Annotated in this window: 30 protein-coding genes; 14 read left to right on the top strand and 16 right to left on the bottom strand. The window is 65.0% G+C overall.

Translation table 11 applies throughout. The annotated features are described in order from the left end of the window. Nucleotides 1–14: 14 nt before the first annotated feature. The 4 genes from QE444_RS18000 to QE444_RS17985 form a co-directional block, all read right to left on the bottom strand. Nucleotides 15–380: a TIGR03745 family integrating conjugative element membrane protein gene (locus QE444_RS18000; RefSeq protein ID WP_309740496.1), complete on the bottom strand. Its 366-nt coding sequence runs from the start codon at nt 378–380 to the stop codon at nt 15–17. An 18-nt stretch (nt 381–398) separates the two neighbouring features. Beyond that, nucleotides 399–638 (bottom strand): TIGR03758 family integrating conjugative element protein, encoded by a 240-nt coding sequence (locus QE444_RS17995; RefSeq protein WP_309740494.1) that lies wholly within the window; start codon nt 636–638, stop codon nt 399–401. Further along, entirely contained in the window at nt 635–931 is a 297-nt protein-coding gene (locus tag QE444_RS17990; RefSeq protein ID WP_271655849.1) for an RAQPRD family integrative conjugative element protein, read from the bottom strand. The genes QE444_RS17995 and QE444_RS17990 overlap by 4 nt, the downstream gene beginning before the upstream one ends. A gap of 172 nt (nt 932–1,103) precedes the next feature. Continuing rightward, a complete protein-coding gene (locus QE444_RS17985) occupies nt 1,104–1,424 on the bottom strand; it encodes a hypothetical protein (protein WP_309740492.1) in 321 nt (106 codons plus the stop codon). A 150-nt stretch (nt 1,425–1,574) separates the two neighbouring features. Between QE444_RS17985 and QE444_RS17980 the strand changes: the two genes are divergently transcribed. The 3 genes from QE444_RS17980 to QE444_RS17970 all read left to right on the top strand — a co-directional run bounded on the left by QE444_RS17980 (nt 1,575) and on the right by QE444_RS17970 (nt 3,078). Continuing rightward, nucleotides 1,575–1,874, top strand: coding sequence for a hypothetical protein (locus tag QE444_RS17980; RefSeq protein ID WP_309740490.1), 300 nt, complete (start codon nt 1,575–1,577; stop codon nt 1,872–1,874). Nucleotides 1,875–2,005: 131 nt separating this feature from the next. Next, on the top strand, nt 2,006–2,419 hold the full coding sequence (locus QE444_RS17975; protein ID WP_309740488.1) for a response regulator: 414 nt from the start codon (nt 2,006–2,008) through the stop codon (nt 2,417–2,419). Between the two features lie 407 nt (nt 2,420–2,826). Then, a complete protein-coding gene (locus QE444_RS17970) occupies nt 2,827–3,078 on the top strand; it encodes a hypothetical protein (RefSeq protein WP_309740486.1) in 252 nt (83 codons plus the stop codon). A 366-nt stretch (nt 3,079–3,444) separates the two neighbouring features. Here the strand turns inward: QE444_RS17970 and QE444_RS17965 are convergent, their stop codons facing one another. From QE444_RS17965 to QE444_RS17915, 11 genes are all read right to left on the bottom strand, one after another. Beyond that, nucleotides 3,445–3,708 carry a hypothetical protein gene (locus QE444_RS17965; RefSeq protein ID WP_309740484.1) on the bottom strand — a complete coding sequence of 88 codons (264 nt, stop codon included), beginning with the start codon at nt 3,706–3,708 and terminating at the stop codon, nt 3,445–3,447. Nucleotides 3,709–3,867: 159 nt separating this feature from the next. Beyond that, a complete protein-coding gene (locus QE444_RS17960; RefSeq protein ID WP_309740482.1) occupies nt 3,868–5,331 on the bottom strand; it encodes a UvrD-helicase domain-containing protein in 1,464 nt (487 codons plus the stop codon). Nucleotides 5,332–5,439: 108 nt separating this feature from the next. Beyond that, nucleotides 5,440–6,186 carry a TIGR03747 family integrating conjugative element membrane protein gene (locus QE444_RS17955; protein ID WP_309740481.1) on the bottom strand — a complete coding sequence of 249 codons (747 nt, stop codon included), beginning with the start codon at nt 6,184–6,186 and terminating at the stop codon, nt 5,440–5,442. Nucleotides 6,187–6,226: 40 nt separating this feature from the next. After that, nucleotides 6,227–8,392, bottom strand: a complete 2,166-nt coding sequence (traD, locus tag QE444_RS17950; RefSeq protein WP_309740479.1) for a type IV conjugative transfer system coupling protein TraD — start codon at nt 8,390–8,392, stop codon at nt 6,227–6,229. A gap of 2 nt (nt 8,393–8,394) precedes the next feature. Continuing rightward, entirely contained in the window at nt 8,395–8,652 is a 258-nt protein-coding gene (locus tag QE444_RS17945; protein ID WP_309740478.1) for a hypothetical protein, read from the bottom strand. A 9-nt stretch (nt 8,653–8,661) separates the two neighbouring features. Next, on the bottom strand, nt 8,662–9,162 hold the full coding sequence (locus tag QE444_RS17940; protein ID WP_309740476.1) for an integrating conjugative element protein: 501 nt from the start codon (nt 9,160–9,162) through the stop codon (nt 8,662–8,664). Further along, nucleotides 9,159–9,725 carry a transglycosylase SLT domain-containing protein gene (locus QE444_RS17935; RefSeq protein WP_405046443.1) on the bottom strand — a complete coding sequence of 189 codons (567 nt, stop codon included), beginning with the start codon at nt 9,723–9,725 and terminating at the stop codon, nt 9,159–9,161. Before QE444_RS17935 ends, QE444_RS17940 begins: the two co-directional genes overlap by 4 nt. Further along, nucleotides 9,722–10,474, bottom strand: a complete 753-nt coding sequence (locus tag QE444_RS17930) for a TIGR03759 family integrating conjugative element protein (RefSeq protein ID WP_309740472.1) — start codon at nt 10,472–10,474, stop codon at nt 9,722–9,724. Before QE444_RS17930 ends, QE444_RS17935 begins: the two co-directional genes overlap by 4 nt. A 12-nt stretch (nt 10,475–10,486) precedes the next feature. Beyond that, nucleotides 10,487–11,191, bottom strand: coding sequence for a methyl-accepting chemotaxis protein (locus QE444_RS17925; protein ID WP_309740470.1), 705 nt, complete (start codon nt 11,189–11,191; stop codon nt 10,487–10,489). Between the two features lie 368 nt (nt 11,192–11,559). After that, nucleotides 11,560–12,192, bottom strand: a complete 633-nt coding sequence (locus QE444_RS17920) for a hypothetical protein (protein WP_309740469.1) — start codon at nt 12,190–12,192, stop codon at nt 11,560–11,562. Further along, nucleotides 12,189–13,067, bottom strand: a complete 879-nt coding sequence (locus tag QE444_RS17915; RefSeq protein WP_309740466.1) for an AraC family transcriptional regulator — start codon at nt 13,065–13,067, stop codon at nt 12,189–12,191. The genes QE444_RS17920 and QE444_RS17915 overlap by 4 nt, the downstream gene beginning before the upstream one ends. 105 nt (nt 13,068–13,172) lie before the next feature. Between QE444_RS17915 and QE444_RS17910 the strand changes: the two genes are divergently transcribed. From QE444_RS17910 to QE444_RS17875, 8 genes are all read left to right on the top strand, one after another. Further along, on the top strand, nt 13,173–13,928 hold the full coding sequence (locus QE444_RS17910) for an SDR family oxidoreductase (RefSeq protein WP_309740464.1): 756 nt from the start codon (nt 13,173–13,175) through the stop codon (nt 13,926–13,928). A gap of 836 nt (nt 13,929–14,764) precedes the next feature. Beyond that, nucleotides 14,765–14,926, top strand: coding sequence for a hypothetical protein (locus tag QE444_RS17905; RefSeq protein WP_181902077.1), 162 nt, complete (start codon nt 14,765–14,767; stop codon nt 14,924–14,926). A 149-nt stretch (nt 14,927–15,075) separates the two neighbouring features. After that, complete coding sequence (locus QE444_RS17900; RefSeq protein WP_309740461.1) at nt 15,076–15,966, top strand: FHA domain-containing protein; 891 nt, start codon at nt 15,076–15,078, stop codon at nt 15,964–15,966. Then, nucleotides 15,963–16,292: a hypothetical protein gene (locus tag QE444_RS17895; protein WP_309740459.1), complete on the top strand. Its 330-nt coding sequence runs from the start codon at nt 15,963–15,965 to the stop codon at nt 16,290–16,292. The genes QE444_RS17900 and QE444_RS17895 overlap by 4 nt, the downstream gene beginning before the upstream one ends. Beyond that, a complete protein-coding gene (locus QE444_RS17890; RefSeq protein WP_309740456.1) occupies nt 16,285–16,626 on the top strand; it encodes a tetratricopeptide repeat protein in 342 nt (113 codons plus the stop codon). Before QE444_RS17895 ends, QE444_RS17890 begins: the two co-directional genes overlap by 8 nt. Next, a complete protein-coding gene (gene sctV, locus QE444_RS17885) occupies nt 16,619–18,715 on the top strand; it encodes a type III secretion system export apparatus subunit SctV (protein WP_309740454.1) in 2,097 nt (698 codons plus the stop codon). The genes QE444_RS17890 and sctV overlap by 8 nt, the downstream gene beginning before the upstream one ends. 5 nt (nt 18,716–18,720) lie before the next feature. Further along, nucleotides 18,721–20,013 carry a type II and III secretion system protein family protein gene (locus tag QE444_RS17880; RefSeq protein ID WP_405046480.1) on the top strand — a complete coding sequence of 431 codons (1,293 nt, stop codon included), beginning with the start codon at nt 18,721–18,723 and terminating at the stop codon, nt 20,011–20,013. Next, nucleotides 20,010–20,396, top strand: coding sequence for a hypothetical protein (locus QE444_RS17875; RefSeq protein WP_309740450.1), 387 nt, complete (start codon nt 20,010–20,012; stop codon nt 20,394–20,396). The genes QE444_RS17880 and QE444_RS17875 overlap by 4 nt, the downstream gene beginning before the upstream one ends. An 8-nt stretch (nt 20,397–20,404) precedes the next feature. Here the strand turns inward: QE444_RS17875 and QE444_RS17870 are convergent, their stop codons facing one another. Continuing rightward, nucleotides 20,405–21,175 carry a tetratricopeptide repeat protein gene (locus QE444_RS17870; protein WP_309740448.1) on the bottom strand — a complete coding sequence of 257 codons (771 nt, stop codon included), beginning with the start codon at nt 21,173–21,175 and terminating at the stop codon, nt 20,405–20,407. A gap of 129 nt (nt 21,176–21,304) precedes the next feature. Here QE444_RS17870 and QE444_RS17865 point away from each other — a divergent pair, with 129 nt between their 5' ends. The 3 genes from QE444_RS17865 to QE444_RS17855 are packed head-to-tail and all read left to right on the top strand — an operon-like array spanning nt 21,305 to nt 22,476. Further along, on the top strand, nt 21,305–21,850 hold the full coding sequence (locus QE444_RS17865; protein ID WP_309740446.1) for a type III secretion protein: 546 nt from the start codon (nt 21,305–21,307) through the stop codon (nt 21,848–21,850). A 14-nt stretch (nt 21,851–21,864) separates the two neighbouring features. Beyond that, entirely contained in the window at nt 21,865–22,077 is a 213-nt protein-coding gene (locus QE444_RS17860) for a hypothetical protein (RefSeq protein ID WP_309740444.1), read from the top strand. A gap of 9 nt (nt 22,078–22,086) precedes the next feature. Beyond that, complete coding sequence (locus tag QE444_RS17855) at nt 22,087–22,476, top strand: hypothetical protein (protein WP_309740443.1); 390 nt, start codon at nt 22,087–22,089, stop codon at nt 22,474–22,476. The last annotated feature ends 3 nt before the right edge of the window (nt 22,477–22,479 follow it).

Raw genomic sequence — 22,479 nt, 5'->3', positions numbered from 1 at the left:
GGCGCGGCCCTGCCTTACATGATGCCGGTGGCTTTGGTGACGATGAAGATCACCAGGCCGATGAGGACGCAGCCGACGGTGATCGTCACGCCTAGGTCCTTCCAGGTTTTCTTACCCAAGTGGATCTCGTGAAAAACCGTAACGCCGTGAGCCGCGACGACGATCAGGCAGAAGGCGCACAAGGCCAGCGCAAACAGCGAGATGAGGTCGAATCCGTAGTTTTTCAGTGTCTCCAGCCAGGTAGAGCCTTCGCCTCGCGAGGGGGCTTGGGCTTGGGGAAGGGCGGCTTGGCTGATTGCCGGCAGCAGGGCAGCGCTTGCCAGAATGGCTTGTGTTCTGGCGCGGGCGCCGAGGGTGAACAGACGTTTGAGGGACAGCATGGATTTCTCCTCGAGGGGTTAATGCAAAATGAGCCAGGACAGCACGCAGTAGAGGAGCAGCCCACGAATGAGGGCGCCCTTGGCAGCGGCGGCTTTGAGGTTCTGGTTCGCCCAGCCCTTGTAGAGGCTGATGGAAAGCCAGGCGAACCAGATCGTGGTGATGGCCATGGCCACCGATAGCCAGAAGGTGTTGCTGGTCGCCGGCGTAAGGCCACTTGCCGCCTGAAAGGCGGCGGTCTGAGCGGCAGTCATGCTCATGGCTGGGCGCCTTCGCGCTGATACTGGCCGGAGAGCTCGGCTGCATCGCGCGGCTGGGCACGGCTCGGTGCCAGGTAGTCCTGCAGGCCCTGGCGGATCCGGGCGATGTCGGCGGCGAGACGGTTGTAATCCAGGTGGTAGCGGGAGCTGCCATCGCTGGGCAGCTCGGCGCTGCGCCTGGCGACCGCCTCGACGGCGTTGAGCTGGCGGATCATCACGTCCACGTTGGCCTGCTCGCTGGCCGTACCGGCGGCGAGCGCGGGACCCGCCATGAATCCGAGCGCGACGACCAGGCCGCTGACGAGTCCGAAGTGGACGGAACGCTTGCGTTGAGGAGAGGACAGTTTCACAGCGGGGCCCTGGGCACTGGGTTGATGCCGCACAGGATGCCGAGGGCCACCAAGGAGGTCAGCGGGAAACCATTACTGCACCCAAATAGGTTGCAAATCCGCTTGGTTACTGACTTTACGCAGGGACGATGAGGCGCTTGAAAAACAGCAGAAAGCCGGTGGCCACCGCGTAGCCCACGCCCCACCCCTGGTTGCCCTGGGCGGTCTGCTGACCAATTTGGGCGCGGCCTTCTAGCACCGGCTGCACGCTGACCAATTCCCAGCCGTCCGCGCCCAGGGCCTGCAGGCGAGCCTGCCGTTCTGGATCTGCCAGGAAAGCAACGACGTCAGGGGTACCGGTCTGCTGTTCGTGCTTGAACATCAGCCAGCCGCGCTCCTGGACGCGGTAGGTGAGGGGGGAGAATTCAGTGTGGTATTCGAAGCGGGCAGGGGACATGGACGGCACCAGTTCGATGGGGCGGCCATCGTCCTGTAGCCCATTGCAACCTCACCAGGCGAAACCGTATCTAGGTCTCATGAGGTTACGATCAGGGTGTCGAACGATCCGCTTGGCTATGCTGTCATCAGACAAACCACGGGAGGTCGTATGACTGAGATCGGATTTCTCCCCGAAGAAGCCAAAGAACGCTGGCGGGACTTGACTCATGCGATGGCCATCATGGGCTTAGGGCATCTGGCCAAGCTATATGGTCAACTCGAGGGCTACATTTTGGCCATGCTCGACTTCGGCCGAATCACTGCCCCGCAGGGAAAGCAGCTCCTCACGGTGGCGGCCGATCTGTTTGATCAATGTCGTTCAGAGTATCTCAAGCACAAGCAAAAGCCGCGGCGGCGCATTGCGCACTCGGTAGCTGTTCAAATGAGGCAGAGCCAGTGCGACAACTGAATGCGAGACTTCTTGCACCAGCAGACGAGCGTGTCGGTCAATAACAAGGATTGCCGCTTAGCTCCCAGCTTCAATGTCTCAATAGCCTATGATTGAGAATGTGCAATACGTCATCTAAGAGATCTGTCGACATGAACCGGGTGGTGATAGCTGAAGACGAGAGGCTCTTGGTCGAAATGCTCACCGAGCTATTTGCCGAAGAAGGATTTGTCGTAACTGCTTTCGGAACTGCCGATGAGGCCTGGCGACACTTGAAGGCTCAGCAATTGCCACCGGACCTTCTGTTCACAGACGTCAAAATGCCTGGAAGGATGGATGGCCTTGAGCTGGCTGATGCATTCTCGGCACTCTGGCCTGCGATACCAGTCGTCATATCCTCGGGTCACGTTCATTCGGCTGAGCATCCACATAGCCAGACGAGTTTTTTGGCCAAGCCCTGGTCGTTTGACGCCCTGAGTAAGGTTTGCGAAACGTTCGAGCCAGCACTAGCTAGCGTTTCTCTGGGTTGGAGATTATGGGTGGAGAATGCGCATCTCGCCCAGTAGCAGTTTCACGGATTGGCCAGGGGTTCGGCAGATGTTGACGGCTGAGCGCCATTGTTCTGGAGAGATGTCTAACGCTGCGCAAGCCTTCCACGACCACGCTTGCTGTTCCAAATCGTTCAGGCTGCTCCATGGCCATGCAGGCTTGTGATCGTTTGACTGCAGGTACTGTCGTTCTGCCTCACGAGAGACTTTTGCCAGCAGCTGCGCTTGATATTTCTTGGAGTGAGCCACCGCGTTTCGCTCCTTCCCGATAGGGTCGTGTACGGTATATCCATACAGTGTCGCACGGGATTGGAAATTCGTGAAAACACGTCTACTGAATGGTCACCAGTGCCCTATAAGCTTTAGGCTGGGAACCGCCGGAAGCCCCGAGTGCTCGAACTCCGATCATTCATTGAGGCAAGACCATGGACGCCCTGCGCAACCAGCTATCCGCTCTAGATCCACCCTTGAAGCATGAATTGGAGTCTCAGGGGAATAATCTGGTCATCACCCTGATTGATCCGGCAAGGCCTGCAAAGGTTACGCGCACACTGAATCGGTGTCTTATCGACAATACGCCCCTGCTGTATGAGGTGATCCGCGACGCCGTCAACGAGCTGAGAGCCATCGGCTGTCATCCGCCAATCAGCGAACGCGAGATTTTCCCTGACAACTAGCAGCGTGCCTGATCCCCTTTCGGTGCTTCCTGAATTACGTGCGAGGCCCAATTGCGCTTGATCGAAGCGACGACCTGTCTGGCATCCTATGCACCGCCCCCTATTCGAGGGGAGGTAGGGATCAGTCATGCTGCCGAAGTACCATTCTCGCTTCTTGCACTACATTTCCGGCTTCTTTCCAGAGAGCTTCCGTGTAGAAGTGACACTCACCCTCGACAATAACGAGGCCATGGCTATCGATATCGCAACGCCAGCAGGGGAGGTAGCTCGGTGTCAGACAACAGAGACCCAGGCCCTCGACGTGATGGCAATGGGTGAAATTGCTCAGGCACTCAAGATGCGAGTTGGTGTGAGGGATGGAGCGGATCAGTTGACCAGTGCTCGCAGCAGTGCCGTCTCGCTTTCCTCGATATCCAGCAGCGCAGTGCGTGCATCTTCGGTCAACCCACTCTGCTTCAGATGAGCAAGTTGCACTAAGGTCGACAGCGCTATGTGGTTTTCTTCAAAAGCCTCGGCATCTTCGGCGGTGACGCTTCCCTGTTGCCGTTTGGCACTGTAGCCCAGCACATCGGCCAGACAGTTGGTGGCGATGTCGATCAGCGTTTGCTCCAGCTGGGTGATGGTGCTCATAGATCAATTTCCTTGTCGCCAAAGACATCGGCGAATAGAGATGGGGAAGTTGAAGCGTAGCCCAACGCTGCTACGAATAATGTCCATGCCTGTTCCTTACGTCGGACCACACAGCGTAGGCAGCTATCCGACTTCGCTACTTCTCGGGTCAGCACCTACTCAGCGGAACGACGCTAGGCTTCCATTCAGCTCCTTGTAGCGCTGCATAATGTCGATCACTAGCGAGTTCACCGCCAGGATCTGCATGCCCCGGGTCACTGAGACGTACAGCAGGTTGAGCTCGTCGTCGCGGCTGGCCCGGTCGATCTCGGGTGCCAGCGGATCCGCGCTGAAATCGTCGTACAGCCCTACGAAGTCCCACTCCAGACCCTTGGCCTTGTGCGCGGTCGTCAAGGTGACCGTGGCGTCCAGTTCGCTGGCCACCGCGCAGCGCCGCAGCTGCTCTATGCGCTTAGGCAGGTCGAAGTAGGCCTCGATGATCCGCACCGAGCGCTGCATCTCCGGATCCTGAGTGGCTTTGGCAATCTCCTGGTACTGCTCGAAGTCCCGGTAGTCGCGCAAGAGCTTCTTCTGCTGCACCAGGTCATTGCGACCTCGGCTGAACTGGAACAGGTCCTCGAGCTCGCGCAGCGAGTAGCTGTCGATCCCGCCAATCCAGAACATGCGGTGCCCACCTTGCTTCTCCAGGCGCAGGGCGTTCTCGATCACGCCGCTGACCGTGCGATGCAGCCAGGTCCGATGGGCGAGGTCCTCCGGCAGCGAACGCTTCACCAGGGTGCGCTGGCCAAGCCCCTGCAGCTTCACCGTCTCGCCCTTGAACGACAGGACGACGTTGGCCACGTGGGCTACGGCCGGGCCGAATCGAAATGACTGGGTCAGGTAGTGCTTCTCGGCATCCGCCATCCACGCCGCGCTGAGGGCATCTTGGGCGCCGCGGAAGCGGTAGAGCTGCTGGTGGCGATCGCCCACCATCACCTGAATGGTGCGCTGCCGCTGCACCAGGTCGGCGATCACCGGATTCACGTCCTGGCCCTCATCGAGCAGGATGGCGCCGAAGCGGTTGGACAGGTCCGGGCGGCTCATCTGGTAGAGCTTGAGGTAGCCGTCGTGGGTGATCTGCACGCCGGCGTCCTGCAGGTCGATCATGCGCTTCCAGACGCTGATGGCCAGCCCCACTACCTGGGTGATGCGCCGCTCCTGCAGCGGCGTCAGGCCGCGACCGTCGTAGCGGGCGAAGTGGCGACCATCCAGGGCCATGTCGGCGCTGGCCATGAAGGTGTTGAGGGTGTTGACCACGTCCCTGGCCAGCTCCCAGTCCTGGGTGCCCAGCACTCGGGCGACCTCAGTGATGCGCAGGTTGCCGGCCTGCTTGTGCTGGTACTGGGTGCCATAGACCGCGTACGCCAGGCCGTGGGCGGTCTTGCAGGTGACGTTGCGCGGGAAGCGATTCTTCGCTGCCATCTCCACCGACTTGTTGTAGCAGAGGTAGAGCATTTTCGTCTCGGCATGGGCGCTGGCATAGCCCACCAGGGTGGTGGTCTTGCCGGTGCCGGCGAAGGCCTGGATCAGCAGCTTGCGTGCGTTTGACGCGATGGCGGGGGCTTGCTCAGGGGTCCACTGCATGGGGCAACTCCGGATCGGCTGGGACAAGGATTCAATACCACCCCTGCATATCGATGGGCGTGAGGGCGCTTCTTGTGGCCAGGTTGCGGCCACGGAGCACGCCGGCGACTACAGGTACTTCTTGAACGAGGCAGTCGTGAGGTTCACTGACAGGGCCAGCAGGGCGGCACACGGCAGCAGCACCAGGAGCGGGCTCACGCTGAACGGCAAGGCGAGGTACAGCGACCAGGGCAGCAGGGCCAGCGGCAGCATGGTGCTGCGGGCCTTGTGGTAGAAGTAGCTCGACTCGCGGCCCGCGCTGAACTTGCGGATATCCCGCCGCACCAGGCCGTCGATGAAGCCAACCAGGGCGGCCATGGCGAAGAGCGGTAGGGCGAGCACCAAGATCACCAGGCGTACACAGAACACCAGAATGGTGAAGAGGGCGGATAACCCGTAGGTCTGCACGGTGGTAATGCTCTGCGCGGCCATGTAGCGCAGATCCAGCTCGCCCCGCGGGCCGGCAGCGGCTAGCTGCTGCATCCCGGTCAGCCAATGGATCAGCCCCGTCTTCACGAACAGCCAGTCATAGAGCAGCCCCACCAACCAGGTTGCGGTGTGCCCGGGCTCCTGCACCACAACGCTCGATAGAAATCCCTGCGACAGCCAAGCCAGCTCGTGGTCGAGCATGCCCTTGGCGTGGTGCCAGCCGGCTTCTGGCCAGAGGAAGTAGAGGCAGAGCCAGTCCACCAGGATGGCGCCGCCCAAGGATAGGAACATCACGCCGATGAAGTGGAAGGGGAAGCTGAGCACCGACCCGATGAAGGTCTGCTCCTTGACCTGTTGCTGCTGGGCGCGCTGGGCGACATCGGCCATTAGCGGCGTCCTCTGGGGTGGTCATGATCAAGGGTGGCGGTCATGCCGCGTCCCCTTCGTCAGCGGCGCCTTGGGCCATCTGCCGGAAGTCGTCCTGCAGGTCAGCCGGCAGTTCGTCTGCGACCCGGCGCTGGCCAGGAGCCTCCCACCACTCGCTGCCGGTGGCCTGACCCACCTGGTAGGCCTTGCGCATCTTCTCCGCGAGCTCCTGCAGGTCCTTGGGCATCGCTTCATCCGGATCCACCGCCGGCAGCGGCATCCGCACCTTCCACAGGTTGCCGCCCTCGATCAGCGCGTAGCACTGGCCCTTGGGTAGCCCGACCACATGAGCAGGTTCCAGCATGGGCACGCTGGTGGCGCTGAGCTGGTCATGGGTGTTGGAGGTGAAGGCGGTCTTGCCGTTGACGGCGTCGCTCGCGCTGCTCGCCGGCGTAGCCGTGAAGACCTGGACCTTGGGCAGCTGGTTGGTCAGCAGCTCGGCAGTAGCTGTCTCACGCACCCGCAGCATGAAAAGGTTGTTGAAATTGCCGATGATCTGTCCGGCCTTGGCGCGGTTGCCGATCTTGGCCTCGATGTCGGACAGGGTCTGGGTGTAAGCCGTCACCTGCAGGCCGGCGCCGCCGCCCTTGTTGATCATGGGGATGAACTCATCGCCGATCAGCTCGTTGAATTCGTCCGCGTGCAGGTTGATGGCCACCTTGCCGCTGGCCTCCCCGGGCAAGCCATCATCGATGCCGTACTTGTAGATGTGGCCGGCAACCGAGACTAGGTCGGAGAACATGGAGTTACCAACTGCCGCGGCGACCTCGGTGTCGGAGAGGGCGTCCAGGCCGACGTAGACCACGGCGCGTTTGCGCACCACCTGCATCCAATCGAAGATCGGCCGCGGGTCGTTGACGTCGTGGTAGTCCGGGGCGATCAGCTCGGCCATGCGGCCGGTGGTGAGTTTCTCCAGCAGCGGCAGCAGCGAGGCGACGATCTTGTCGAAGTAGGTCTTGTCGTAGCGCACCGCACTTCGCAGGCCATCCATGACCGGATCCATCACGCGGGTCTGGTTCAGGTACTGGTCGATGGCGATGACCCGCAGCGGTCGGCCCTTCATGTTGAAGGGGACGTTCTTATCGTTGAGCTTGCTCTCGATGAAGATGATCTTGTCCCAGGCCTTCGGGTCGTGCTCATCGAAGTATTTCTGGGCGTATTCCAGGAACAGCCCTTCGATGTTGATCACGTGCTGCTGGATCTGTAGGTAGTCCGGGCGCCGGCCGAGGGCGACCAAGGCCCGGGCGATGATGTTGACGAAGCGCCAGGCGAATTCCTTGAACGCTGCCGAATTGCCCTCGCTGGACAGCTGGCCTGCGACGCGGGTGGCCACCTCCGAGATCCGGCCAAAGCGGCCCACCGCGTTGTAGCGTGCGGACTGGTCCGGCCAGCCCAGGTGGAAGACGTAGAACTCATTGGTCCGGCCGGCGCGCTCGCACTCGACGTACATGCGCTTAAGGAGGTCAGCATCGCCCTTGGGATCGAAGACGATCACCACCTCATGCTGGCCGCGCCGCTTGCGACGGATGTCCTGGGTGATGAAGAGCTCGGCCAGGCGCGTCTTGCCCACCCGAGTGGTGCCCATGACGATGGAGTGACCCACTCGCTCGCCCAACGGCAGGGTGGCATCGTGCTCCTCAGGTTCAATGCCGTGCAGGCGCGGCAGACCGCCCACCGGAGGCAGCGGCCGGAACGGGTTCGCGGCGTTATCCCATGCGGTGGCCTTGGCCAGCAGGCTGAGCGGGAAGGGCGCGAACTCCAGGCGCGCCTCGAGGCGCCGCGCCTTGTTGGTCCATTCCGACGGCTCGACATAGGGCGCGTACTGCGGCAGATAGGTGTCGACCAGGCGCTGGGTGTGCTTCTGCTCCCAGCGAAAGCCTTTGCCGATGAACAGCCGCTCATTGCTGACCGGAATCTCCTTACTGGTCATGCTGTAGTACGACAGGCGCCGGATGTTTCGCCGATAGCGAAGCACGCGCAGCGCCTGGCGCAGGCGGTAGATCCCGAAGCCAAGAAAGGCGACGGCCGTGACCAGGCCGAACAGCGGCGTCAGGGCGACGGCCCAGGGCGCGAACACGCATAGGAAGGCCATAGCCAAGCACACCTGCACCGTGTAGAGCTCCACCGCAGGCCGCAGCAGCGTGTCCAGGGCATGATTGCGGGCCATGGTCAGCGCTCCAGTTCGCCAGCGCTTGGCAGCGGCAGGGCCGCAGCGTGCTCTTTGCGGATAGCCTCGGCTTCGCCACGCGGCAGCGCTGCTTCGAAGCGCTCACAGAGGGTCAGCTCGTCATCCAGCGAGCGTCCCGCAATCTCCCCGCCATGGAGGTCGATCAAGACGCCGAGGTCGCCTGCGAGCGCTTCACGAGCGGCGGCTCCGGCGGGCATGCGGATCACCAGCGTCAAATACGGGGATAGGGGGCTGGGCATGAGGGACTCCTATTGCTCCAGAGCGGTTGGGGTGATGAGCACGGGGTAGTGGTTGAGCCCGAGGCGGGCGGCCAGGTCATCGCCGACCACGGGGCTGATGGCCAGCCCGGGGGCCCAGCTGCGGATCGCGGCCAGGCGCTGGGCGCTGGCCACATTGACCGCCAGGCCGCCGGCGCCGAGGCGCTGCAGAGTCTCGCCACGGCTGGCCAGCCACTGGCGAGACAGGTCGTCATCGCCGATTAGGAAAAAGGGCTGCAGGCCCGGTGCGTTCAGTGCGCGCCCCTGGACTTTGCCGGGGGTGAGCCGTTGCGATCGCACGGGGAAGCCCAGGGCTTGGGCAGGCTGAGGCAGCGGTGCTTGCCGCTGTGCCTGTACCGGCTCCGGGTTCAGGCTCTGGTAGTAGGGCAGGGCAGAGACGCCGCCGCGGTCTTCGACCACGGTAAGACTGGCGGCCTGGGCGGCCTGCGGCAGGGTCATAGTTAGGATGAGGAGCGAGAGGATCTGCTTCATGGGTTCGAGGCCAGCAAGGTCACGCCGGTGACGCGGCTCAGGTGTTTGGCGAAGAGCTCCCGGTACTTGGCAGCGGGGGCGCCGCCAGCGGGACGGTGATAGCGGCCGGCGACATTGATCCAGTCGCCGCCCTGGGCGCGTAGCTCGGCAAGCATCTGCGCTGCGACTTCCAGGTTCTTGTAGGGGTTTAGCGCTTCACAGGGCGAAACGCCGCGGCCGAAGCGATGGCCGTTCCAGCCCATGTTGACCTGGGCAATGCCGACGTCTACGCGCTTGGCACCGGCGGTGCTCAGCGCGACCAGCAGCGCATTGCAAGCATCAGCGCGGGTGGCGAAGCGATAGCCGGCGCCGGCGACATTGAGCGTCCAGGGCCATGGGACCAGCTGCGCGCCTCTCCCGCGTAGTCGGGTGCCGCTCTCCTGCAGGGCGACCGAGTACAGCACCTCGGAGGGGATACCCGCCTGATGGGCAGCCAGCTGATAGGCAGGCGGCGGTGTCTCAGACGCCTGAGCGCCGATCGTAAGCGCCTGCAGTATCACGCCGGCGCCAAGCGCCTTGATCATTGCCGTAGCCATTGCCCATTCACCTCGCGGACAACGGCTGGCAGCTCGCCGCCGAGGCCCAGCTGGACCCAGCGGCCGGCGTCGTGGTTGAGCGTGATCTGCCGTCCGCGCACCTTGGCTGGATCGACGCCAGCGAGCACGGCCCAGCGGCGGATCCGGGCATCGTCGTTCTGACTGCCGATCAGGTAGAGGTCGAAGGCCTGGCCTGCGCTCTGCAGCGCCTGAACCCGCTCGGTGCAGGCGGCGCAGCTATCGGTCACGAACACGGCGAGCCGCCCATTGCCGCGGACGGCCGGGCTGGCCTGAGGCGATGCCTGGCCACCGGCCTGCACCGGCTGCAGGTTCGGGTAGAGGCGATTCCAGGCGTCGCGGTAGGCCTGGTCATAGGCCAGCTCCTTCTGCACCCGCTGCGCCTCGGCGCGAACCTGCAGCTCGGCATAGCGGCGTCGCTCGGCATCGGATTGGGCTTCGATGCCCAGCGCGGTGAGCGGATCCAGGCCAGGTGAGTATACGCCACGGCTGCCCTGCATCAGGGTCCGGTAGCGCTGGAATTCCTGACTGCTCAGGCCCCATTCCTGGGCGATGGCGCTGTCGTTACGCTGGACCGCGCTTTGACGCTCAGCGCTACCTGTTTCGCCGGAGAAGATTTGGGGGGCGACAAGGTCTGCGGTGAGTGCCGGCGCGGATGGCGAGAGCAGGATGAGGGCGATCGCAAGGCTCGCCGGGAAGAGAGGGGACTGGGGGCGCATGAGTTGCCTCTACTACTTGACGGAAAGGGTGCGGGTCGCGCCGTCGACGCTGAACTGCGCCTGGCGGTCGTCGAGATTGGCCAGCCGCCAGCGGGTACCGCCGACGTTGTCGCCCGGGCGCACCAGGTAGAGCTCGCTGAGTTGAGTGCTGCCGGGCGGAGCGACGGAGAGGAAGCGCTCACCGCCGCGGTACTCGATGCCGACCACGGTGAAGGGAGGAGGCGTCTCGATCGGCTTGGCCGGCTCGGACTTGCGGGCGGTTGCCGGCGCGCTGCGCTGCTTAGGAACGATCAGCGGCGGCGGTGCCTTGGCAGGCTCCACTGCTTTTCTGCGCAGGTCCCCGAGGTCGTTTTGCAGGCCTTCCAGCTTGGCCTCGAGCACGACCAGGTCGCCGGACTGGGCCATGCCTTGCAGCGCGGTCTGATTGGCGCGCTGGATCTCCACCAGCATGGCCTGGGCGGTATCGATACGCTGTGACAGCGCCTGCTGGCTCGCCCGGAAGTCCGCATCTTGGACTGGCTTGCCGCCGGCGAAGCCATCCATCTGGTCCTGCATCTTATCCAGACGCTGGGTGATGGCGTGGACCGTGTTCTGGTCAGCTGTGGCGTTCAGGTCGCGATTGACATGGGACAGCTCAACGTAGAGATACAGGCAGGCACCAGACAAGGCTGCAAACCCAGTAGCGACGAGCGTTTGTGATAGGGAAGGGCGCTTCATAGGAGACCTCGCACAAGATGCCGTGCACGGTCGCAGAAGCGCTGAAGGGGGTCAGTAGGAAACCTTATCCAGGTCTCAGGAGGTTAGGTTTGGAAGGTTGACACCTGGCTGCGTCAACCATCGGAGGGCTCGCTAATAGGCGGAAGTCGCGGTGCTTTTCTCCGCGATGCGGTGAATCCAACTGGACTCACGTGCCTTGACCAAGTTGGAGGAAGGAAACCAAGGGGCATCGCACAGCGCTGCTCACCGGTAACTTATGAGAGACATAACTATACCTGTCGGTTAATCAGGACAGCGCCGTAGGCAAGAGTAGGTTCGACCATGTTCTTGGCGTGGGCTTAAGTTCTGACCACTCGGTGTAGGTGGATTTAGTCTCGGTACTGAAGACCCACGGCGGATCGGCAGTTGCGATGCTCCAGGCTGCCAGCCTTGTACGGCCAGCAGGCGCGGTCCTTCATGCTCGGTGTCTGGTGCACCACCGTGACCTTCGTCAGCTGCGGGAGCGCCCCTTCTGGCGCCAGGCTTCGAGGGGCTTCGCTGAAGCTCACCACGTTATCGGAGCCGCGTGGCGTGAAGTTCCGGTCGTTGAAGACGGTCTGCTTGCCGACCGACGCTGCCGGCGGCTGGACATTCGAGGGTGGGGTCGCCGCTGCTGCCGCATTTCCTTCCACGGGTGAAGGCGTAGCGTGGCGGACCGTGCCGCGGACGGTATCGGCCGCCTCTGGGGCAAGGTGAGCTGCAGCCTCGGTGCGAAGGGCGGGGTGGTCAGTACCTACGGATGTCGGTGGACCCGGCAGTGTTCGGCTGGCCAGCTCCAGGGCAGCGAATGTCGCGAGGCTGCCGATGGCAAGGCTCACGATCAACGCAATCGGTCTTGTCCTACCCGGTTTCTGCACGAGCCAGTCAGGCGCATCATCGGGTTCAGCACTCATTGCCATGTTCGAAAGGCCTTTTTTCTTCCCGTCCAGGGTTGCGGCATATCCCGTGCGCAGCGCAGTCATGCTTCGGCAGCATATTGCGTCGGCGCCAGCCCCACGTAGCGGGAAAAGGCAGTACTGAAGGTACTGGCGGAGGCATATCCTACGCGCTCCGCCACCTCCCCTATACTGGCTGCCTTTCGTCGCAGCAGATCCTTGGCCAGCGACATGCGCCAGGCCAGCAGGTACTCCATGGGCGATATGCCCATCACCCGGCTGAAGCGTTCGAAGAATGTCGAGCGTGATAGCGCGGCGATCTTCGCCAGGTCCGCCACTGTCCAGGGTTTTGCAGGGTGCTCATGTAGCTCGCGTATGGCGCCGGAGAGGCGTGGGTCACTCAGACCGCGCAGCAGGCCCGGTGAGGCGGCGGTGCCTTGGGACGAGCGCAGCGCCTCGATCAGTAGCACCTCCAGCAAACGGGTTATCACCATCTCCCGCCCCGGCCGTTCGTGGTGCGACTCATCACGAACTAGGGCTACCAACGTTCGCAACCGCTCTTCGCCCTGGACATGAATAGATCGCGGTAGCAGCGAGACCAGCAGTTCAGCATCCGGCGAACCGAACAGGAAATAGCCGCCCATCATCCGCAGTTCCGATGGGCCAGTGGGAGTGCCGAAGCGCTTTTCGCCCGGGGCCATGGGGATCGTGATACCCGAGGTGTGCTCTACGCTAGACATGGTGAAGCCACGGCTGGCCGGGATCAGCACAAAATCGCCAGCCTTCAGCGTCATGGGGTCGTGACCATCGAACTCGGCGTAACAGCCGCCATCGAGTACGGCGCAGAAGAAGGCATGCCCACCGGCGGGCTGGCGAACCGTCCATTGCCCGGCACCGGTGACCAGCTTGGTATGGGCGCCGCCGGGCTGCAGCAAGGTAACGACCTGAGCGAGTGGATCCATCAGCTTTTCGGACTCTGGCAAATGTTTTAGCGACTTCCTATTGTATAAAGTCCAGTCGTCGACGCCTATCGTAGCCCTTCCGCAATTAAATGGAGCGTCATCCCCATGAAAACCATTCTGATCACCGGTTGTTCGTCTGGCTTTGGTCTGGAGACCGCAAAGCACTTTCTTGATCGCGGCTGGAAGGTCATCGCTACCATGCGTACACCCAACGAGAAGGTCTTGCCCCGCAGCGAACATCTGCACGTACTTCCGCTGGATGTCACCAAGCAGCGAAGCATCGAGGCGCTGGTGAAAGCCGCTGGGCCGATCGATGTGCTGGTCAACAACGCCGGGATCGGCTTCGCCGGTGCGGTCGAGGCCATGTCGATGGTTTCTATCCGGGAAATATTCGAGACCAACACCTTCGGTTTGATAGCGCTGACGCAGGCCTTCCTGCCGCAGTTTCGCCAGCGTCAGTCGGGCGTGGTGGTGAACGTCACCTCCACAGTCACCCTTAAAGCACTGCCCTTGTTGGCGGTATACACAGCGTCCAAGGCGGCGGTGAATGCCTTCAGCGCCTCGCTGGCTCTGGAGCTGGAGCCATTCAATGTCCAGGTACGGGTAGTACTGCCAGGCCGTAGCCCGTCGACGCGCTTCGGAGATAACGCCAAAGCGCGGATGCCCAGGGACTTTCCGGCAGAGTACCGGGATTTCGCCGCGCCTATCTTCAAGGCCATGCGCGAGGATACCTCGGCAGTGACCTATGCCGAGGATGTAGCCGAAAGCGTATGGCGCGCGGCAACCGACCCGACCTGCCCGTCTATGCTTCCGGCCGGGGAAGATGCCGTAGAGTGGGCCCATGTGGCGGGCGTAGCCTGAGGAATCTGGCGCGCAGTGCGGCCTAGGCTGCGAGTGGAGACCGCCTGTAGCAGCAGGCCAGGGGAAGGCCACCCTGCTGCAAGTTGCATTTTTCGAATGCTTGATAGCGTGGAGCGGATCTCTCATCACTCTCGAGGCATTCGCTCTGGTCGATGCGGCCGCAGTCCACCGAACGCATTGATCGCGGTAATAAGGTCTGACCTTGTTAAATCAGCCTTACCAGGGAGCGTTCTACTTTTGCTTGCTCCGACGGCGACTAATGATCAATTTGCCAGTCACAGCCGGTAAGGATCTCCTTAATGGCGCGCAGGGCATCCGCGGTTTGGTCAATCAAGTTCATCTGGATGTTCTCACCTGCCTGGCCATTTCAAGGAGCACGCCAGGCCGCCTGCTCGTCGCCGCGGGTGGTGAGTAATATTGGACGAAGCGACCGCATATGGTTGGCTTCTGAAGGCAATGTTTGAGGTGGACTCCTGCGGTCGCTGCTCGGCGACACGGCCGGGCGCCCGGTCCAAACACGGGCCTCATATCCCCGCGGAAGTAGCGACGGCGCCCATCAGCACCAGGCGCCCAGGCACGGCTGGCGCGTCCGCTGCAGCGGGGCGCGAATCTCCGCGGCGTCTGGCCGCCAGTGTTTGGCCACCGTGGACGCCGACTGCATCACACCTGGCCAGGGCTTCATGCCACTTCACAACTTTTAACACCCGCACGGCGGGGGCCTGCCTAGCATGGATTGCGCCGATGCCCATCCCGACCTCGCTCGGATCAGGCAGTCGTTCGGTTACGCAAGCGACACTTTACGTCGCCCACCATGACCTCGTTTCTGGAGCTAAACCATGAGCAATACGCCCCCGGTAAGCAGCGGCGGTACCGACGCCGCTATCGACAAGATGTCCGCGGTGTTCGACATGGCCATCGAGAAATCCGCCAAGATCACCGAACTCACTACTGCCAAGAAGGCTGAGCTCGACGCGACCAAGCAGCGGCCGCAGAACTAGCCGTCTGCGCGAGTGGCGCTGCGCGCCACTCGCGCCTCCAATTCCCGGCGTTCGCGCGACTGCCGTCCGCGAGCGCCTGATCTTCGGATTGCCTGGCCAGCCGCCGGTGTAGTGGGAGTCCTCCGATCATGACCGCCGCCGCCATCGAATTGCCCACCACGCTCGTCGATGCCCTCCAGCTTGTTGTGCTGGAAGGTCGGCACCGCGGTGTCCAGTTGCCGCTGTCCCGTGCCCGCTACCGGGTCGGCGCGGAACCAGGCGCCGACGTCGTCCTGCTCGACGAGGGGGTGGTCGAAGGCCATTTGGAACTGGACCTCACCGCTCGCGAGGTCGAGATACGGGCCCGGCGCGGCGCCGTGCAACTGCTGCAGGGCGGTGCCGGTCTCACGCTCCAGGCGGGGCAGGGCTGCCGTCTGGCACTGCCGGTGGATCTGACCCTTGGCGCCGCACGCCTAGTGCTCAGGGGCCAGGCCGCGCCGGCTCGCGCGTCCGTCAGCCTGCCCTGGCAGTGGGGCGTCGCCGCGGTATTGATGGGCGTCTGCCTGACCACCTACGCCATGTGGCCGGCAGTGAACGCACCGACGACCCAGGCGGCGCCCACCGCCGCGCTACCGGCCCTGGCCACGCCAACGCCAACCCCGCAGGCGCTCATGCAGCCCCTGCTGGACGCCAGGCAGCTCGGCACGATTCGCCTGGGGTGGCAGGATGATCGCCTGATCGCCAGCGGGGTCATCACGCCCGCCCAACAGGCGGCCTGGATCGCGGTCCAGCGGCGCTTCGACGAGGTGAGCGGAGGCCGCTACCCCTGGCACGACGCCGTGCGCGTGGAGGCTTTGTCGGCGCCGCCCGCCTTGGCGGTGCGGGCGGTCTGGTTCGGTCCTGCGCCCTATGTCGTTGTCGATCATGGCAAGCGCCTCGTGGAGGGTGCGGCCCTCGGCGATGGCTGGACCCTGGCGCGAATCGCCGACCGGCAACTGGTGCTGGCGCAGGGTGATCGCCGAGTGCTGCTGGATGTCCCGCGCCTAGAGGCGCGTCGATGAGAGTCGGCAACGAGCCACTGTCCAAGCTCGTCGAGCCACGCGCCGCTGCCCACCACCCCCTGGCGACGCCGGCTGCCCAACCGGCACGAGCCCAACCGACCCCACCGCCAGCGGCCAGCCTCGACCGCCCGGGCGGCCCCTCACCGCAGGCCAGCGTGTTCGCCGAGGCGCCGCGGTTGCTGCGGGATCTGCTGGAGCGACGCCTGCCCGCCCTCGGCCTTGATCCCACCACCCTGGAGCAGGCGCAACAGCTGCTGCAGGACGAGCTGCGGACCCTGGAGTGGCTGGCGGACCAACGTCATCCCCTGGAGAGCGAACATGAATGATGATGCCCTGACGACGCGCTTGCTCCAGCGGCTGGCGGAACTCTACCGCGAGGCGGGCGACGCCGAGCGTTCGCTGGCCTTGCTGCTACTCGCCGACCGGCTCGCCCCGGCGCAGACCGAGCTACGCCTGGCACTGGCCGCGGCCTTTCTCGCCAGCGGCCAGGCGACGCGCGCCCTGGCGGCGCTGGACCAACTGGCGGGTCAGGCGGCCGACCGGCCTGCGGCGCTTTGTCTTTCCAGCCAGGCGCTCTGGGCGCTTGGTCGGCGTGACGAAGCCCGCCAGCGCCTGCAGCCCTGGCTCGCCCGGGTTCGCCAGGAGACCACCCATGCTTGAGCGGCTGAGCGGGTTCGCCCAGGTCGCCGCGCGGCGCACCGACATCATCATTGCCCTGTTCATGATCATGGCGGTGGTCATGCTGGTGGTACCCCTGCCCACGGCGCTGGTAGACGTGCTGATCGCCATCAACATCGCCTTCAGCCTGCTGATCCTGGTAGTGGCCTTTTACCTCACCAATCCGGTGGAGCTCTCGGCGCTGCCACCGCTGATCCTGCTCAGTACGCTGTTCCGCCTGGCCCTGGCCATCAGCACCACGCGCCTGATCCTGGTCCAGGGCAACGCCGGCCATATCGTCAAGGCCTTCGGTGAATTCGTCATCGCCGGGGAAGTGGTGATCGGCCTGGTCATCTTCCTGATCATCACCACGGCCCAGTTCGTGGTGATCACCAAGGGCTCGGAGCGGGTCGCCGAGGTCGCGGCGCGATTCTCCCTGGATGCGATGCCGGGCAAGCAGATGAGCATCGACAATGACCTGCGCAGCGGCGACATCGATGCCCAGGAGGCGCGCCGCCGCCGGGCCGACCTGCAGCGTGAGAGCCAGCTGTTCGGCGCCATGGACGGGGCGATGAAGTTCGTCAAGGGCGATGCCATCGCCGGCCTGGTCATCCTCGCCGTCAACCTGCTGGGCGGCCTGCTGATCGGGATGCTGGAGCGGGGCCTGAGCCTCGCGGAAGCGGCCCACCTGTATACCCTGCTAAGTGTCGGCGATGGCCTGATCGCCCAGCTTCCAGCCTTGTTGATCTCGGTGGCTGCCGGGGTCGTGGTGACCCGGGTACGCAACGAGGCAGCCACTACCAGCCTGGGCGGTGAGATCTTCCAGCAGCTGGGCGCCAGTCGCTCCGCGCTCCTGCTCACGGCGGCCGTCACGCTCGCGCTGGCGGCGGTACCCGGCTTCCCCAGCCTGGTGTTCCTGGTGCTGGCAGCGATCTTGGGCGCCTGCGGCTATGCCGCGGGTCGGCGCGCGCGCGCCGCTGCACCAAGCGTGCCCGCCGCGGCTGTGGAGGTAGAGGATCCTGCCCCTGTTGAGGTGGAGGAGCCGGCGGCAGCCGAAGACCTGCAGGGGCGGCTACGGCTGCGCCTCGCCGGCGGTCTCGACGCGGCCGTGGATCGCGCGGCGCTCCGTCAGCGCCTGGAGGCGGCGCGGTTGAGTGTTCAGGAGCAACTGGGCCTGGCCTTGCCGCGCTGTGGTCTGGTCCGGGATCCGGCGACGGTCGACGCCTATGGCTTCGAGCTGGATGAAGTACCGCTGGACGGCCGCGCCTGGCCGAGCGGCGCCCTGCTGGTGCGGGGCGACGAGGAACGCCTGGCGCTGTTCGACATTCCCGCCGAGGCGGCGGGGGAGGCCGGAACCTTTTGGGTCGCTGCCGAGCACGGCTCCTTGCTCGACGCCGCCGAGTTGGCCCATTGGTCCCTGCCGGACTGGCTCGCCGAGGGCCTGCGCCGACTCTATCAGGAGCAGGCCGCCGAGTTTCTCGGGCTGCAGGAGACCCAGGCGCTGGTGGCGGCCATGGAGCAGGACTATGGCGAATTAGTGCGCGAGGCGCTGCGTTGCGTACCCTTGCCGCGCCTGGCCGAAACGCTGCGGCTGCTGGTCGCCGAGGGCGTTTCGCTGCGCAATCTGCGTGGCGTGCTGGAAGGGGTGGTTAAGAGCGGTGCCGGTACCGAGACGCCCTTGCTGGTGGAGCGACTCCGGCGGACCCAGGCCCGCCAGATCAGCCATCGGCATGCCGATCCCGAGCGCCTAATCAGTGCTCTGGTCCTGGCTCCGGCGCTGGAAGAGCGGCTCCTGGCGGCGGTTCGCCGTGGCCCGGGCGAGCAGGTTCCTAGCGAACTGGCGGACGTGCTGGTGGAGGCGCTAGCGGCCTGTTGTCGCGAGGCGAACCGACCGCCCCTGCTGGTGGTGCATCCCGGCTTGCGCCCGGCCGTGCGGCGGCTGGCCCGTCAGCGACTGCGCGGCTTGCGCGCGGTGCTGTCGTTCGCCGAGATCGCCGACGACTATCGCCTGCATGCCGCGCGGGTGGTAGCGGGTGGCGAGCTGCAGGAGCCGCGCCGGGCGCGTGCCCTGGCGGGAGCGAGCCCCCTATGAAGCGGATGACGATGGCACTCTGGCTGGGTATGGCGCTGCTGGGTTTGACGCTGGGGTATCACGCTGGCGCGGTGGCGGCCGGCCTGCCGCGCCAACTGGCGCTGGAGGCGGGCCAAGGTCGCCTGCTGCATTTCAAGGCCCCGGTGGATACGGTACTGGTGGCCGACCCCGAGATCGCCGACCTGCAGGTAGTCTCGGCCGGGGTCATCTATGTGTTTGGCAAGCGTCCCGGTAATACTACCCTGGCCGCGGTCAACGCGGCGGGCGACACCCTGGCCGACATCGCGCTGGAGGTGTCCGCCAATGCGGCCGGGGTGGGCCAGGCCCTGCGCCAGGCTCACCCTGGCAGCGACGTGCAGGTCCGGGGTGCGGGCAATCGCCTGGCGGCGCGGGGACGCACCGCGGACGTCGGTGAAGCCCTGGAGCTAGATGCCCTGCTCGACGAGCGGGATCAGGCCTGGAAGGGCAGCGTCAACACGGTGCGCTACGCGGGCTCGCCCCAGGTCAACATCCGCGTGCGCTTCGCCGAGGTGTCGCGCAGTGAACTGCTGCGCTACGGCGTGAGTTGGAATGCGCTGTTCAACAACGGCACCTTTTCCTTCGGCTTCTTGACCGGGGGCGCGTTGCCCGCCCAGGCGGCCAGTGGCGCCTCCAACCTGATCAGCGCCGGCCTGGCCTCGGGCAACGTCAATATCGATTCGCTGCTTGAAGCCCTGCAGAGCAAGGGAGTGCTGGAAATCCTGGCGGAACCGAACATCACCGCCGTCAGCGGCGAGACCGCTAGTTTCCTCGCCGGTGGCGAGGTCCCGGTCCCGGTGCCGGTGAACCGCGACCTGGTGGGTATCGAATACAAGTCCTATGGGGTGTCGCTGCTGTTCAAGCCGACGCTGCTGCCGGATGAGCGCATTGCCCTGCAGGTGCGTCCTGAGGTGAGCGACCTGTTGAGCGAGACAGCGGTCAGCGTGGGCGGTATCAGCGTGCCGTCGTTCCGCGTCCGCCGCGCGGATACCCGGGTCGAGGTGGGCAGTGGCCAGACCTTCGCCATCGCCGGGCTGTTCCAGCGCAACAACACCCAGGATCTGGAGAAGGTGCCGGGGCTGGGCGACCTCCCGGTATTGGGCAACCTCTTTCGCTCCAAGCGCTTCCAACGCAACGAGACCGAGCTGGTGATCCTGATCACCCCTTACCTGGTCGAGCCGGTGCGCAATCCCGAGCGTCTGCGCACGCCGCTGGATCTGCCGCAGCGTCTGTCCAGCGGCCAGGCCGCAGGGCAACCCTTCGGGTTCTACGTCCGATGAGCCGGCGTCTGGCTAGCATTGTCCTGCCGCTGGGACTGGCGCTGGTGGCCGGCTGTGCCACGTCGCTGGAGACGCCACCGCTGCCCCACGGCTACCGCCCGGTGGTCACCCCCAACGGTGAGACCTTGCTGCTACCGCGACGCTGCGCGGCCTGGGATACCAGCGAATCGCCAGCGGCCTTGCCGCCGGGCTGCGCCTCGGCGCTGAACCTGCTGGAGATGGTGGAGCGCCAGGACGATCTGCGGGTCGGTCGCGCCACCGGTCCGGCCTTCGCTGCGCCGGTAGGGCGTGCGGCCCATCGGTATCTGCAGGGAGACGAATTGCAGCAGCGGCAGCGCGAGCGTGACCAGGATGCCCAGGCCACGACCCGGGGGCAGCCATGAGCTGCAACTCAGGGTTGCAGCAGACCCAGCGCCTTGATCCGCGCCTGGGGACTGGGCAGCTGCGCGATGCGTTGTGCCTGGTGCAGCAGTTGCGTTCGCTGCGCGGAATCCCGGGCGCCCAGGGGGACCTGCTCGGCGCGGGCCTCCTGATCGGCCAGGACCAGCACCATCAGGGCATTGCGCTGCTGCCGGGGCAGGGCATCGGCCTGTTGCCCGAGATCACCGAGGGTCTGCAGCGCCTTGCTGGGGGCATCGGCGACGGCGTAGGCCAGGGCCAGGTTGCCGCGGATATCGACATTGCCGGGTTCGCGGTCGAGAGCCTTGCCCAGGGCGGCCTGCCCTCCTGTAGCGTCGCCGGCGAACAGCCGGGCGAGGCCCAGCCGGCTCCAGCTGCTACCGTCGTCCAAGGCCTGCGCCGCCTGCTCCAGCAGGGGCACGGCGAGTGCTGCCTGGCCCTCGCGCAGATACAGGGTGCCCTGGCCGAGCTGGCTGCGCGCATCGTCCGGCGCCAGGCTCAGGGCCTGACGATAGGCCGCCGCGGCACCCGAAAGGTCATCGCTGGCCAGGCGGATGTCGCCGAGGCGGCGCCAGAGATCGGCATTCGCCCCGGGCAACTGACTGGCCCGCTGATAGAGCGCCGCCGCCGTGGCGTTGTCGCCGCGCTGGGCGACGTCATCGGCCAGCTGGGTAAGACGAGTCTGTTCATCATCCCGCGGGGTATGGCTGCAAGCCGCGAGCAGCAAGGGCAGAGCGAGAGCGAAAGCGCGACGACTGGGCACCGGACAGCCTCTTGGCGGTGGACGAGGAGCGCCAGTGTAGCCGCAGCACGCCCGTCATGGGACAGGCGCAGGCGTCGAATTACGGCGCCAGGCGCCTGGCTGCCAGCCTGCGTCGTCCTGCTCCTGGCCTTGCCGGCTCAGGCGCGGGTCGAGCCGGCCTGGTGGCCGCAACCCTATCCCTACGTAGTGGTGGACCAGCCGCTGCAGGAGGTGCTGGAAGCCTTCGGCCGCAATCTCGGCCTACCGCTGGACGTGGATGAGACCGTCGCGGGCCAGGCCCCGGCGCGGCTGGAGGCGGCGACCGCCGGCGAATTCCTCGAAGCGCTGGCCCGGAGCGCGCGGCTCGCCTGGTTCTATGACGGCAACACGCTGCACGTGACGCCGGCCGCGCGTAATCAGCAACAGCGTATCGCCACCGGCGGCCTGGCGGTGGCGCAGGTGCAGGAGCGCCTGGATGCCTATGGCGTCTCCGGTAATCCCCTGGCCTTGAAGGCATTGCCCGGGGCTGGCGGCATTCTCGCTTCCGGCTCGCCGGCCTTCGTCGAATGGCTCCGGCAGCGGCTGGAGACCCCGCCCGCCATCGCCACCCGGGAGCCGTCCCGGGGTGGCGTGCGGGTGTTCCGTGGCGCGGCGCGGGAAGAAACCGTCCCGGTCCGTGCCTCTTCGTCCCCCTGAACCAGGAGTTCCCCATGTCCGTGACCCCCGTAGGTGCCAGCGACGTTCCGGTCGACACCACCCAGCGTTTCGAGGCCGCCGTCGACTCGGCCAAAAGCCAGACCTCCGACGTCCAATTGCAGGATGAGCTGATCAGCAATGCCGTGAGCATTGGCGGGCAATTCATCATCATGCCGAGGGCGCAGGAGATCTTCCAGGAAGCCATGTCCTCGGACGATGAAGAGTAGGAGGTCAGCATGAGCCTGCCCGCGGTGGCCGCTCCGGCGGTCGCTCCGGCGCCCGCGATGGCGCCGGAAACCCTGCACGCCCAGAACCTGTTCGAGCAACTGGCGCAACGGGCGGCGGCCGCGCCCGCGCCCGATGCCCAGCTCGGCGAGCGTCTACTACAACGCCTGGATGGCTTTCTCGACCGCTCCCATGCCTTCGCGAGCCAGGCCAACGCGGGCGAGCAGGTGCCGGCGGCGACCGCGCCCCAGGCGTCGCCACGGCAGCAGCCGTCGGCTGACGTCGGTCAATTGGTGGGCAACCTCAGCCGCCTGTTCGACTACGCCATCGAGACCCAGATGGTGGTACGCGGCGCGACCCAGGTATCGGGTTCGGCCAACACCCTAATGCGAGGGCAATGACGC

The sequence above is a fragment of the Pseudomonas sp. SORGH_AS_0199 genome (genome assembly GCF_031453735.1).
GTDB lineage: Bacteria > Pseudomonadota > Gammaproteobacteria > Pseudomonadales > Pseudomonadaceae > Chryseomonas > Chryseomonas aestiva.
Note: the sequence above shows the minus strand (reverse complement) of the source record. Positions and strands in the feature narration are given on the sequence as shown.

Coding starts and splice junctions, on each gene's coding strand:
- QE444_RS17860 (WP_309740444.1), top strand. CDS start 21,865: ATGTCCGTGACCCCCGTAGGTGCCAGCGACGTTCCGGTCGACACCACC.
- QE444_RS17890 (WP_309740456.1), top strand. CDS start 16,285: ATGAATGATGATGCCCTGACGACGCGCTTGCTCCAGCGGCTGGCGGAA.
- QE444_RS17965 (WP_309740484.1), bottom strand. CDS start 3,708: ATGAGCACCATCACCCAGCTGGAGCAAACGCTGATCGACATCGCCACC.
- QE444_RS17945 (WP_309740478.1), bottom strand. CDS start 8,652: ATGCCCAGCCCCCTATCCCCGTATTTGACGCTGGTGATCCGCATGCCC.
- QE444_RS17970 (WP_309740486.1), top strand. CDS start 2,827: ATGGACGCCCTGCGCAACCAGCTATCCGCTCTAGATCCACCCTTGAAG.
- QE444_RS17875 (WP_309740450.1), top strand. CDS start 20,010: ATGAGCCGGCGTCTGGCTAGCATTGTCCTGCCGCTGGGACTGGCGCTG.
- QE444_RS17925 (WP_309740470.1), bottom strand. CDS start 11,191: ATGAAGCGCCCTTCCCTATCACAAACGCTCGTCGCTACTGGGTTTGCA.
- QE444_RS17935 (WP_405046443.1), bottom strand. CDS start 9,725: ATGATCAAGGCGCTTGGCGCCGGCGTGATACTGCAGGCGCTTACGATC.
- QE444_RS17855 (WP_309740443.1), top strand. CDS start 22,087: ATGAGCCTGCCCGCGGTGGCCGCTCCGGCGGTCGCTCCGGCGCCCGCG.
- QE444_RS17895 (WP_309740459.1), top strand. CDS start 15,963: ATGAGAGTCGGCAACGAGCCACTGTCCAAGCTCGTCGAGCCACGCGCC.
- QE444_RS17995 (WP_309740494.1), bottom strand. CDS start 638: ATGAGCATGACTGCCGCTCAGACCGCCGCCTTTCAGGCGGCAAGTGGC.
- QE444_RS17955 (WP_309740481.1), bottom strand. CDS start 6,186: ATGGCCGATGTCGCCCAGCGCGCCCAGCAGCAACAGGTCAAGGAGCAG.
- traD (WP_309740479.1), bottom strand. CDS start 8,392: ATGGCCCGCAATCATGCCCTGGACACGCTGCTGCGGCCTGCGGTGGAG.
- QE444_RS17915 (WP_309740466.1), bottom strand. CDS start 13,067: ATGGATCCACTCGCTCAGGTCGTTACCTTGCTGCAGCCCGGCGGCGCC.
- QE444_RS17975 (WP_309740488.1), top strand. CDS start 2,006: ATGAACCGGGTGGTGATAGCTGAAGACGAGAGGCTCTTGGTCGAAATG.
- QE444_RS17985 (WP_309740492.1), bottom strand. CDS start 1,424: ATGTCCCCTGCCCGCTTCGAATACCACACTGAATTCTCCCCCCTCACC.
- QE444_RS17930 (WP_309740472.1), bottom strand. CDS start 10,474: ATGCGCCCCCAGTCCCCTCTCTTCCCGGCGAGCCTTGCGATCGCCCTC.
- QE444_RS17920 (WP_309740469.1), bottom strand. CDS start 12,192: ATGACTGCGCTGCGCACGGGATATGCCGCAACCCTGGACGGGAAGAAA.
- QE444_RS18000 (WP_309740496.1), bottom strand. CDS start 380: ATGCTGTCCCTCAAACGTCTGTTCACCCTCGGCGCCCGCGCCAGAACA.
- QE444_RS17880 (WP_405046480.1), top strand. CDS start 18,721: ATGACGATGGCACTCTGGCTGGGTATGGCGCTGCTGGGTTTGACGCTG.
- QE444_RS17905 (WP_181902077.1), top strand. CDS start 14,765: ATGAGCAATACGCCCCCGGTAAGCAGCGGCGGTACCGACGCCGCTATC.
- QE444_RS17910 (WP_309740464.1), top strand. CDS start 13,173: ATGAAAACCATTCTGATCACCGGTTGTTCGTCTGGCTTTGGTCTGGAG.
- QE444_RS17980 (WP_309740490.1), top strand. CDS start 1,575: ATGACTGAGATCGGATTTCTCCCCGAAGAAGCCAAAGAACGCTGGCGG.
- sctV (WP_309740454.1), top strand. CDS start 16,619: ATGCTTGAGCGGCTGAGCGGGTTCGCCCAGGTCGCCGCGCGGCGCACC.
- QE444_RS17960 (WP_309740482.1), bottom strand. CDS start 5,331: ATGCAGTGGACCCCTGAGCAAGCCCCCGCCATCGCGTCAAACGCACGC.
- QE444_RS17940 (WP_309740476.1), bottom strand. CDS start 9,162: ATGAAGCAGATCCTCTCGCTCCTCATCCTAACTATGACCCTGCCGCAG.